The organism is Pseudomonas sp. BW16M2 (assembly GCF_014268865.1).
Lineage (GTDB): Bacteria > Pseudomonadota > Gammaproteobacteria > Pseudomonadales > Pseudomonadaceae > Aquipseudomonas > Aquipseudomonas peradeniyensis.
This window is the reverse complement of the sequence record NZ_JABWRI010000015.1, coordinates 103,059-112,976: the sequence shown is the minus strand read 5'-3', so window position 1 is coordinate 112,976 and position 9,918 is coordinate 103,059. Positions and strand designations below refer to the sequence as shown.

Annotated in this window: 10 protein-coding genes and 1 tRNA gene; 7 read left to right on the top strand and 4 right to left on the bottom strand. The window is 65.1% G+C overall.

Annotated elements, in window-relative coordinates:
• The first annotated feature begins 271 nt into the window (after nt 1-271).
• Genes HU735_RS15615 through HU735_RS15600 form a run of 4 tightly spaced genes read left to right on the top strand, consistent with a single transcriptional unit; the run spans nt 272 to nt 4,407 of the window.
• Nucleotides 272-931, top strand: a complete 660-nt coding sequence (locus HU735_RS15615) for a paraquat-inducible protein A (RefSeq protein ID WP_186714228.1) — start codon at nt 272-274, stop codon at nt 929-931.
• Nucleotides 918-1,541, top strand: a complete 624-nt coding sequence (locus HU735_RS15610) for a paraquat-inducible protein A (RefSeq protein ID WP_186714227.1) — start codon at nt 918-920, stop codon at nt 1,539-1,541. Before HU735_RS15615 ends, HU735_RS15610 begins: the two co-directional genes overlap by 14 nt.
• Nucleotides 1,534-3,834 carry an MlaD family protein gene (locus HU735_RS15605; RefSeq protein ID WP_186714226.1) on the top strand — a complete coding sequence of 767 codons (2,301 nt, stop codon included), beginning with the start codon at nt 1,534-1,536 and terminating at the stop codon, nt 3,832-3,834. The genes HU735_RS15610 and HU735_RS15605 overlap by 8 nt, the downstream gene beginning before the upstream one ends.
• 57 nt (nt 3,835-3,891) lie before the next feature.
• Entirely contained in the window at nt 3,892-4,407 is a 516-nt protein-coding gene (locus HU735_RS15600) for a histidine phosphatase family protein (RefSeq protein ID WP_186714225.1), read from the top strand.
• On the opposite strand, the gene HU735_RS15595 is transcribed toward HU735_RS15600, so the two are convergent.
• Complete coding sequence (locus tag HU735_RS15595; protein WP_186714224.1) at nt 4,404-5,360, bottom strand: arsenic resistance protein; 957 nt, start codon at nt 5,358-5,360, stop codon at nt 4,404-4,406. The two genes, HU735_RS15600 and HU735_RS15595, sit on opposite strands and share 4 nt — an antisense overlap.
• Before the next feature lie 75 nt (nt 5,361-5,435).
• On the opposite strand from HU735_RS15595, the gene HU735_RS15590 reads away from it, so the two are divergent.
• A complete protein-coding gene (locus HU735_RS15590) occupies nt 5,436-6,143 on the top strand; it encodes an SDR family oxidoreductase (RefSeq protein WP_050703650.1) in 708 nt (235 codons plus the stop codon).
• 70 nt (nt 6,144-6,213) lie between these two features.
• Here the strand turns inward: HU735_RS15590 and HU735_RS15585 are convergent, their stop codons facing one another.
• Nucleotides 6,214-7,383: a hypothetical protein gene (locus HU735_RS15585; protein WP_186714223.1), complete on the bottom strand. Its 1,170-nt coding sequence runs from the start codon at nt 7,381-7,383 to the stop codon at nt 6,214-6,216.
• A 66-nt stretch (nt 7,384-7,449) separates the two neighbouring features.
• Here HU735_RS15585 and HU735_RS15580 point away from each other — a divergent pair, with 66 nt between their 5' ends.
• Nucleotides 7,450-8,034: a D-Ala-D-Ala carboxypeptidase family metallohydrolase gene (locus tag HU735_RS15580; protein WP_186714222.1), complete on the top strand. Its 585-nt coding sequence runs from the start codon at nt 7,450-7,452 to the stop codon at nt 8,032-8,034.
• Here the strand turns inward: HU735_RS15580 and HU735_RS15575 are convergent.
• Nucleotides 7,974-8,879, bottom strand: coding sequence for a LysR substrate-binding domain-containing protein (locus HU735_RS15575; RefSeq protein ID WP_186714221.1), 906 nt, complete (start codon nt 8,877-8,879; stop codon nt 7,974-7,976). The genes HU735_RS15580 and HU735_RS15575 overlap by 61 nt on opposite strands.
• Nucleotides 8,880-9,097: 218 nt before the next feature.
• Here HU735_RS15575 and HU735_RS15570 point away from each other — a divergent pair, with 218 nt between their 5' ends.
• A complete protein-coding gene (locus tag HU735_RS15570; protein WP_186714220.1) occupies nt 9,098-9,712 on the top strand; it encodes a LysE family translocator in 615 nt (204 codons plus the stop codon).
• A 54-nt stretch (nt 9,713-9,766) separates the two neighbouring features.
• Here HU735_RS15570 and HU735_RS15565 read toward each other — a convergent pair.
• A tRNA-Met gene (locus HU735_RS15565) sits at nt 9,767-9,843 on the bottom strand.
• Nucleotides 9,844-9,918 lie beyond the last annotated feature (75 nt).

The window sequence follows — 9,918 nt, the reverse complement described above, 5'->3', positions numbered from 1 at the left end:
ATGCCCGGATAACATCACGGCCTGATCTAGCCTTATCCGGGCGGTGCGGCGTTCCGACAAGCCCGCTCCCACGGTGGTCCTCTACAGAGACCGCGCACCAACCGGGTCTGCTACGCAGCCCTTTCGCGGCACAAGGCCGCTCCTACAGGGGAGTAGCGTTGTCTGCGGAAAATGTGACCCGAACGCCGATACAGTTCCTCATAATGGCCATCTCCCACAATTCGAGTCGGAACACTAGAATAGAGCCGACGCATCCATTCAGAATGCCTTTATGCCCAACCCTGTCGATCCCGAAGCGCTCGCGCAGATGCCGCTGGACGAGCTCGTGGCCTGCCACGAGTGCGACCTGCTGATGCGCAAGACCACGCTGCAAAATGACGAGAAGGCCCAGTGCCCGCGCTGCGGCTACGAGCTGTATGCCCATCGCCACAACCTGATCAACCGCAGTCTGGCCCTGGTCCTGACCGCGTTGCTGCTGTACGTGCCGGCCAACTTCCTGCCGATCATGCAGTTGCACCTGCTCGGCCAGACCTCCGACGACACCGTCTGGAGCGGTGTGCTTGGCCTGTACAACTCAGAGATGCGCGGCATCGCCGTGGTGGTGTTCCTGTGCAGCATGGCTATCCCCTTGCTCAAGCTGCTCTGCCAGTTGATGGTGCTGTTGAGCATCCGCCTGGACTTTGGCCGCAGCTACGGCCTGCTGATCTATCGTATCTATCACCACCTGCGTGAGTGGGGCATGCTCGAGGTCTACTTCATGGGCGTGCTGGTGGCCATCGTCAAGCTGGTCGACCTGGCCGAGCTGAGCATCGGCCTGGGCCTGTTCTGCTTCATCAGCCTGTTGCTGGTGCAGGTGTGGCTCGAGGTGGTCATGTCGCCGCACCAGATCTGGGTGGCCTTGTCGGGGGAGGATGTCCATGCGGGCGATTGATGCAGGCATCCTGGTCTGCAATGAATGTCACGAGCTGAACCGCCAGGAGCCGGACAGCACCTCGCAGACCTGCACCCGCTGCGGTGCGGTGGTGCATGCCCGGCGCCCCAACAGCATCGTGCGCACCTGGGCGCTGCTGATCACGGCCATGGTGCTCTACATCCCGGCCAACGTGCTGCCGATCATGACCGTCAGCGCCCTCGGCCAGGGCAGCCCGGACACCATCATGTCCGGCGTCATCACCTTGATGAAGCACGGCATGCTGCCGATCGCCGCGGTGGTGTTCATCGCCAGCATCCTGGTGCCGACCTTCAAGCTGGTCGGCATCGCCCTGCTGCTGTACTCGGTGCAGCGCCACCAGCCGCTCTCGGCGCGCCAGCGCATCCTGATGTACCGCTTCATCGAATTCATCGGCCGCTGGTCGATGCTGGACATCTTCGTCATCGCCATCCTGGTGGCGGTGGTGAATTTCGGCCGCATCGCCAGTGTCGAAGCCAACCTGGGCGCCGTCGCCTTCGCCACCGTGGTGATCCTGACGATGCTCGCCGCTTTAACTTTCGATCCCCGACTGATCTGGGACAACACGGAGTCGGATGACGACCATGAGTGATTTGCCTACGGCTAAAACCCGCCCCGCTTCGAACTGGTCGGCCATCTGGATCCTGCCGCTGATTGCCTTGGCGATTGGTGGCTGGCTGGCCTGGAAGGCCTACAGCGATGCCGGTATCGAGATCCAGGTGCGCTTCGAGAGTGGCGAGGGCATCGTCGCCAACAAGACCGAGGTCATCTACAAGGGCATGTCGGTGGGCAAGGTCGTCGCCCTGGTGCTGGATGACAAGGGGGAAAACCGCGGTGTCGTCGCCACCATCGAGATGCGCAAGGAGGCAGGACCTCACCTGACCAAGGGCACGCGATTCTGGCTGGTGAAGCCAAGTGTCAGCCTGGCCGGTATTTCGGGGCTGGAAACACTGGTTTCAGGCAACTACATCGCTGTCGATCCGGGGGAGGGCGAGCAGACCAAGCGTTTCACTGCGCTCAAGGAGGCGCCGCCGTTGTCCGATTCCGAGCCGGGCCTGCACCTCACCCTCAAGGCCGAGCGCCTGGGCTCGCTCAATCGTGACAGCCCGGTGTTCTACAAGCAGATCCAAGTGGGCCGGGTGAAGAGCTATCGCCTGTCCGAAGACCAGGGCACGGTGGAGATCAAGGTGTTCATCGCCCCGGCCTACGCCAGCCTGGTACGCAAGCACACGCGGTTCTGGAACGCCAGCGGGGTCAGCATCGACGCCGACCTATCCGGCGTGAAGGTGCGTACCGAGTCGCTGTCGAGTATCGTCGCCGGCGGTATCGCCTTCGCCACACCGGAAAACCGCAAGGACAGCCCGCCCACCGATCCGAGCCTGCCGTTCCGCCTGTACGAAGACTTCGATGCCGCCCAGGCCGGCATCCGGGTCAAGGTCAAGCTCAGTGACTTCGAGGGGCTGCAGAAGGGCCGCACGCCGGTGCTGTACAAAGGTATCCAGGTGGGAACGCTGAAGGAACTGAAAGTCGAAGGCGACCTCTCCACTGCCATGGCCGAGCTGACCCTCGATCCGCTGGCCGAAGACTACCTGGTCGAAGGCACCCAGTTCTGGGTGGTCAAGCCGTCCATCTCGCTTGCCGGCATCACCGGTCTCGAGGCTTTGGTGAAGGGCAACTACATCGCCGTGCGCCCGGGTGAGCCAGGTGCCAAGCCGCTGCGCGAGTTCGAGGCGCGACCCAAGGCGCCGCCGCTGGACCTGAAGGCGCCGGGCCGACACATGGTGCTGTTCGCCGATACCCTGGGCTCGCTGGAAGTGGGCAGCCCGGTGATGTATCGCCAGGTGCGCGTGGGTAGCGTGCAGAGCTACCAGTTCGCCCGCAACAGCAAGCGCATCCTGATCGGGGTGCACATCGAGAAGGAATACGAGAACCTGGTCAACGGCTCCTCGCGCTTCTGGAATGCCAGTGGCATCACCCTGACCGGCGGCCTCTCGGGGATCCAGGTCAAGAGCGAGTCGTTGCAGACGCTTATGGCCGGTGGCATCGCCTTCGATACGCCGAAACCGGATGTGCCGCTAAAGCGCCGTATTCCGCGCTTCCGACTGCATGAAAGCCAGGATGCGGCCAACCGTGCCGGTACCTTGGTCACCATTCGCGTGGAGCGCGCCGAGGGCCTGAAACCGGGCACGCCGATCCGCTTCCGTGGGCTGGATGTGGGCAGTGTCGAGAGTGTCGACCTGACCGCCGACCTGCAGGCCGTGGTGCTGCGTGCACGGATCACCCAGGCGGCCGAGCGCATCGCCCGTGCCGGCACCCAGTTCTGGGTGGTCAAGCCGGCCTTGGGCCTGGTGCGTACCCAGAACCTCGACACGCTGATCGGCGGCCAGTACCTGGAGGTGCTGCCGGCGCTCAAGGACAAGGGGCCGCAGCGTGACTTCATCGCCCTGAGCGATGCGCCGGAAGTGAAAGGCGAAGAGGTCGGCCTGCCGTTGACCCTGAGCGCGGCGCGCCGTGGCTCGATCAAGCCGGGCGTGCCGGTGACCTACCGCGAGGTCACGGTGGGCAGGGTCACCGGCTTCGAGCTGGGCCAGACCGCCGACCGGGTACTTATCCACATCCTGATCGAGCCGCGTTACGCCGGGTTGGTGCGCGGCGGCAGCCGCTTCTGGAACAGCAGCGGCTTCGGCTTCGACTGGGGCCTGTTCAAGGGCGCCACGGTGCGCACCGAGTCGGTGGAGACCCTGATCGAGGGCGGCATCGCCTTCGCCACGCCGGACGGCGAGCAGATGGGCAACCCGGCGCGACCGCAGCAGACCTTCGCCTTGTTCGACAAGCCCGAGGATGCCTGGCTGGAGTGGGCGCCGAAGATCCAGATCGGCAAGTGATGCATGCCGGGCCGCCCGCCTGGGTGGCCCTGCTTTGCGGGAGGGCGTGCGCCAGCCATGAAACCCATTCACCTCACCCTGGTCTGCCACGCCCGCACCGAGGCGCAGCGGGTAGGCCGCTTCGCGCTTGATGACGAGCCGCTGCGTGATCCTTCGGCGCCGCTATCGACAACCGCCCGTTGCCTCAGCGCGCCGGAGTTGCGTGCCCGCCAGACGGCCGAGGGCCTGAGCGCGACTGTCGATGAGGGGCTGCGCGACTGCGACCTGGGCGAGTGGAAGGGGCTGCTTCTCAAGCAGTTGGACGAAGACGCCCTCCAGGCCTGGCTGTCCGACCCGTATGCCACGCCGCACGGCGGTGAGTCGATCGCCGCCTTGTGCGAGCGCGTCGCCAGCTGGATGGACAGCGCGCTGGTGCCTGGCCAGTGGCTCGCCATCACCCACCCCTTTGTCATCCGCGCCGCGATGCTGCATGCGTTGGCTGCGCCCCTGGCGTCCTTCCACCGGATCGATGTGCCACCCCTGGCCGAGGTGCGCTTCAGCCATTGCGGCCAGTGGCGCTTGCAACTGGCCTAACGGCGAATCAACGCCGGTACGGCGCGGATGTAGATCAACTCGCTGACCAGCTCCACCAAGGTCTGGGTAATCACCGCCGCCGCCGCCAGCGCCCGGATCGACTCTGGCAACGCCAGCGCCAACGGCAGCACTACTAGCGAGTTGCGCGTGGCGGCACTGAAAGTCACCGCCCGGGCCTCGCCTGTGGATAACCGCAACAGCCGCGCCGCGAGCAATCCGAGCAGCGGTGCCAGCAGGGCGAAACCGACATACACCGGCAGCACCGGTAGCAGGTCGTCGAGACGGCTGGCCACCACGCCGATCTGCGAAGCGATCACCACCACCAGTACCAGCGCCATGGCCGGCACCGGCAGCCAGGCCCAGGCGTTGTTCCATTTCGCGACCAGGGCCGAGCGCCGCGCCCCGGCGCTGCTGGCGATGGCCAGCAGCAGCGGCAATACGATCAATAGCACGAACGCCTCGACAAAGGGTGCCAGCGAGATTTCCACGCTACCGGCGCCTTCGAGCATCAGCGCCAGGTACAAGGGCAGCAGCGCCAGTTGCACCAGCAGCAGCACCGGCGTGGCGGCAAGGGTCAGGCGCGAATCGCCTTTACCGATATGGGTGAACACCACCACGTAGTCGATGCACGGTGTCAGCAGCACCAGCAAGGCGCCGACCAGCACGGCGGGGTGTTCGACCAGGCTACGGGTACCGACCCACACCAACAGCGGCACCAGCACGAAGTTGGCCAGCAGCAGCGCGCCCATGAAGCGCCGGTTGCCCAGGCTTGCGCGCAGGTCGAGGAAGGGGATCTGCAGGAACATCGCGTACATGAGTACGGCGATGGCCGGAGTCACCAGCGTCGCCAGCGGATCGGCGGCGCCCGGTGCCAGCAGGCCGAGCGCGGCGGCCAGCACTACGGCGACGAAGTAGAGGGGAATCTGGTTGCGTTCGAGTTGATCTCTGTCCACGGTGTCCTGGTATTTCCGACTGAATTACTGGGTGGGGCAGGGTACTATCTGGCGCAGTCCATAGGGAGTGATTCGATGCGAATTCTGGTGGTCGGTGCGAGCAAGGGATTGGGACGGGCGTTGGTGCAGGGCCTGGGTGGCGTGGGCGATACGCTGGTCGGGGTGTCGCGCACCCGGCCGGCGGCGTTGCCGGGCGCGGTACGCTGGATCGAGGCCGACCTCGGCCAGCCGCGCCAGGCCGCCGCGATTATCCACGAGGCGGTGGCCGGGGACGGGCTGGATGTGCTGGTCTACAACGTCGGGATCTGGGAGGCGCGGGCCTTCGACGAGGGCTACAGCTTCCTCGACGACGACGAGGCGCAGATCGAGCGCATGGTCGACACCAACATCACCGCGCCGCTGTTGTTGATCAAGCGGCTGCTGCCGGTGCTGCTGCAAAGCGACCGGCCACGGATCATTCTTACCGGTTCGACCTCCGGCCTGCCAGGGAGCGGGCGCCCAGAGGTGACCTTCGGCGCCAGCAAGTTCGGCCTGCGCGGCATTGCCGAGGCGCTGCGCGAAGGCTTCCGCGACCAGGGCCTGGGCGTCAGTTGCCTGAACCTGGGCTACCTGAATACCGAGGACGGCCTGGATGTGCCGCTGGCCCAGGCCGAGCGGCGCGGGGAGGGGACGCTGATCCCCGTGCACGATGTGGTGCAGGTGTGTCGGATGATGCTGAGCCTGTCGTCGTCCAGCTACGTGCGTGACATCACCTTGCCGGCCTTGCGTGATGAGCGCTTCTAACCGCGTGTGACGCCAAAGGGGCGCAGTCGCCCCTTTGGTCCAGGCTACCTGGAGCGATCGACTGGGCGGCTCAAAGCGCCTGGTCGGTCTCGTTCGTCTCCAAGGGTTTGCGCAGATCGCGAAGACTGCGCGTCACCGTCCCGGTATTGCACTTGGCCGCCGCCTGTTCCGGCGTCATGTCGCGGATGGTGCGGTAGAACAGCTCGCAGGTCTGCTTCTTCTGGGTCACCTGCCACTTGCTGGTGCAGGCCTGCAGGGTGAGCGTGGCGTCGGCCTGCGGGTTGCGACCCATGCCGGCCTGCCAGCAGGCGGCGGAGAGGTCCTGGCCCATCATCTTCAGGCCCGCGGCGTCGGCCTTGTCCTGGTCGCCGTCGTAGCTTTTCGGATCGGCCGCGTACCAGATCGCGCTCGGGTGGTTGGCGCCGAGCACGGGCACCTTGGCGCTGTCCGGCTCCGGCGCGATGCTGACCAGCCCCAGCACGTTGACCTTCGGTCCGTACTGCTGCTGGATCCACGCGCGCACCGGCGCGCCGAAGGCGACCATCGGCAAGGCGGTCTTGCCGTCGTGGGTGAGGGCCACTTCCTTGACCATTCGCACCTGGTAGTCGTTGAAGTAGCTGTAGACCCCTTCCAGATCCTTGCCCGCGCTGGCCGGCGCGGCGATCGGGGCGATGTCGACGATGGTCTGGTAGGCCGGGGTCTGGGTGGCCTCGACGCCGTTGAAGGTCAGAAGCTCGGCCCAGCGGTCGGTGGTGTTGGACTTCAGGTAGTCTTGATAGCGGGTCAGCGAGTAGTCCGGCGGGAAATGCAGCAGCTCAATGCTGCGACGGTTCTCCAGGGCCATCCCCAGGGGCAGGAACAGGTACCAGCTGTAGTCCCAGCCGCCTTTCTGGTTGAGGCGGGTGGCGCCCTGGTAGGCCAGGTCGCCGCTGTCGAGCAGCTTGCGCAGGGGTTCGCTGTAGCTGGCCGGCACGCCGGTGATGCTGGCGTGCAGCTTGTCGTTGTCGCGGTTCACCGAGACCTTGGCGTTGGCGTAGCCATCGCGCTGCACGCTCTGGGTGAGGTAGTGCTCGACGGTCTGTTCGAGTGTCCAGTCGCGGTAGCAGATCACGTTGCAGTTGTTGGGGTAGGCGAACAACCGGGTGACCCGTTGGGCATCGCCCAGGTCGATCTGCGCGTCGGCCATGGCCAGGCCGCTGAAGGCGAGGGCGGCCAGGCCCGATACAGCAATCTTGTGCATGCTTAACTCCTTGTCAGTGGCCGCCAGGACGGCGGGCGCGCCCATGGTGGACGAAGAGGAGGGGGAATGAAAAGCGCCAGGACATGGCTATTGGCTAGCGCGTTGATCGGGCTCGGTGCGGTCCAGGCCGATGAACGCGATGTGTGGATGTTCGCCCGGTGGGCCGGGGATCACGAGAACCGCAGGTTTCGTGAAATGCTGGTGGACGCCCGGCTGTATGGCGTGGTGCCGATCCATCAGCTGTTGCGCTCGGCCTCGGATTGGCGACTGTGCAACGCCTCGCCCTTCGCGGTGCCGCCGGCGAGCCATTGGCCGGCGGTACGCTCGACGCTGGCCTTGATCCAGACCCTGGACCGCCAGGGCATCCTGCGTCAGTTCGAAGTGGTGTCGGCCTACCGCGATCCTCGACTAAATGCCTGTGCTGGCGGCGCGCCAAGCAGCGCGCACATGCGCGCCTTCGCCGTCGACCTGCTGCTGCCGCGTTGGGCCGACCCGAGCCCGCTGTGCCGCTTCTGGCAGCAGCACGGCCAGGCCTGGAACATGGGGCTGGGCCGTTACCCTTCCGGGCGTATCCATCTCGACACGGCCGGCTATCGCACCTGGGGCGGTGATGGCAGTGCCGGTTCGTCGTTCTGCAGCAAGCCCAGGTGAGCCAGGCAGGCCCGGCACTCGTCGCCGACCCACTGCGCGAAACACTGGCGCTTGCTGCCGTCATCCAGCGGCTGCGGGCTGAGCAGGTGGTAGCCGGAGCCATCGCGCAGGAAGCCGTACGGCGCCTGTAGCTGACCGTTGTCCAGTTCGTCACGGACCATCAGCGCCGAGGCGATGGCCATTCCCATGCCCGCGCTGGCGGCCTGGATCGACAGGTAGAAGTGTTCGAAGTCGCTGCGCGCCGTTTGCCGCAAGTCCTGGCCACTCAGGCGCAGCCAGGTGGCCCAGGCGTCGGGGCGGGTGGCGCTGTGTAGCAGGCGCTGGCTTTTGAGATCCGGCGTGGCGACCGGGCCGATCCACTCATCGCAGATCTGCAGGCTGTGCAGCTGGCGGTCCCAGTGGAAGTCATCGCGGCGCAGGGCCAGGTCGATGCCGCCGCGGGCGAAGTCCACCGGGCCGCCGGCCGCCACCAGGTGCAGTTGCAGGTCAGGGTGCCGGGCATGGAAGCGCGGCAGGCGCGGAATCAGCCAGCGCATGGCGATGGTTGGCTCGCAGGACACCACCAGCACGTTGTCGTGAGCTTGCTGGTGCAGACGCTGCACGGCGCCCTCCAGTTGCTCGAAGATCGCCTGGGTGGTGGCCTGCAGGTCGCGTCCGGCGCGGGTGAGGAAGATCGCCCGGTTGCGCCGTTCGAACAGTTCCACGCCTAGGCTTTCCTCGAGCAGGCGCACCTGGCGGCTGACGGCGCCGTGGGTGACGTGCAGGTGCTCGGCAGCGCGCACGAAGCTTTCGGTGCGGGCGGCGATGTCGAAGTAGCGAAAGGCGGTGAGGGGAGGCAGTTTCATGGGCTGGCCTGTTCCGGCCCTGTCGCGGGGCAAGCCCGCTCCCACAAGTGCAGCGTGAAGCACGCGTGGGAGCGGGCTTGCCCCGCGATAGGCCGGTCGATTCAATGCAAATAGGTGAGTAAAACTAGCAGATTAGCCTCACTATAAATCGATTTTTACCCGTTCAAGGCAACAGGATAATCCCATCTTCCGTGAATTTTCATCGAGGATACCTGTTTGTGAACGAACTCATCGCCGTCGCCCTCTTCACCCTCCTGGCCGTCATCAGCCCCGGCGCCGACTTCGCCATGGTCACCCGCAGCAGTTATGCACAGGGCCGCAAGGCCGGTCTCGCGGCAGCGGTAGGCATCGCCCTGGGCGTGCAGGTGCATGTGCTGTACACCGTGCTCGGCATCGCCGTGATCATCAGCCAGAGCCCGACCCTGTTCCTGGCCATGAAGGTGGTGGGGGCGGGCTACCTGGTGTACCTGGGCTACAAGTCGCTGACCAATACCACGCGTATAAGCCTCGACGGCCTGGCGCACAGCGAGATAAATGTGGCGAGCACCTTGCGCACGGGCTTTCTGACCAACGCGCTGAACCCCAAGACCATGCTCTTCGTGGTCAGTGCCTACACCCAGGTGGTGCAGCCCGGCAGCCCGCTGGCGCTGGACTTCGCCTATGGTGCGTTCATGTCGTTCGCCCACTGGGTGTGGTTCAGCCTGGTGGCGGTGTTTTTCTCCAATCACCTGCTGCGTCGGGCGATGATCGAGCGGCAGGTGGTGGTCGATCGGGTTATCGGCGTGGCGTTGATCGGCCTGGGGCTGGCCGTGGTGGTGGCAGGCGTGAAGTAGCTTTTTCGCAGGCAAAGAAAAAGGGCTTATCTTTCGATAAGCCCTTTTAAAAGGTGGTGGCTACACAGGGACTTGAACCCCGGACCCCAGCATTATGAATGCTATGCTCTAACCAACTGAGCTATGTAGCCAACTTGGCGCGCATTATTAGCTCGAATCGCGATCCTGTCAACAACGTTTTTAAAAAAAATTGCCAACCTTTCAAA

Excerpts from the sequence above, each read along its gene's own strand:
- HU735_RS15615 (WP_186714228.1), top strand. The coding sequence starts at position 272 with ATGCCCAACCCTGTCGATCCCGAAGCGCTCGCGCAGATGCCGCTGGAC.
- HU735_RS15580 (WP_186714222.1), top strand. The coding sequence starts at position 7,450 with ATGAAAAGCGCCAGGACATGGCTATTGGCTAGCGCGTTGATCGGGCTC.
- HU735_RS15590 (WP_050703650.1), top strand. The coding sequence starts at position 5,436 with ATGCGAATTCTGGTGGTCGGTGCGAGCAAGGGATTGGGACGGGCGTTG.
- HU735_RS15600 (WP_186714225.1), top strand. The coding sequence starts at position 3,892 with ATGAAACCCATTCACCTCACCCTGGTCTGCCACGCCCGCACCGAGGCG.
- HU735_RS15575 (WP_186714221.1), bottom strand. The coding sequence starts at position 8,879 with ATGAAACTGCCTCCCCTCACCGCCTTTCGCTACTTCGACATCGCCGCC.
- HU735_RS15585 (WP_186714223.1), bottom strand. The coding sequence starts at position 7,383 with ATGCACAAGATTGCTGTATCGGGCCTGGCCGCCCTCGCCTTCAGCGGC.
- HU735_RS15605 (WP_186714226.1), top strand. The coding sequence starts at position 1,534 with ATGAGTGATTTGCCTACGGCTAAAACCCGCCCCGCTTCGAACTGGTCG.
- HU735_RS15610 (WP_186714227.1), top strand. The coding sequence starts at position 918 with ATGCGGGCGATTGATGCAGGCATCCTGGTCTGCAATGAATGTCACGAG.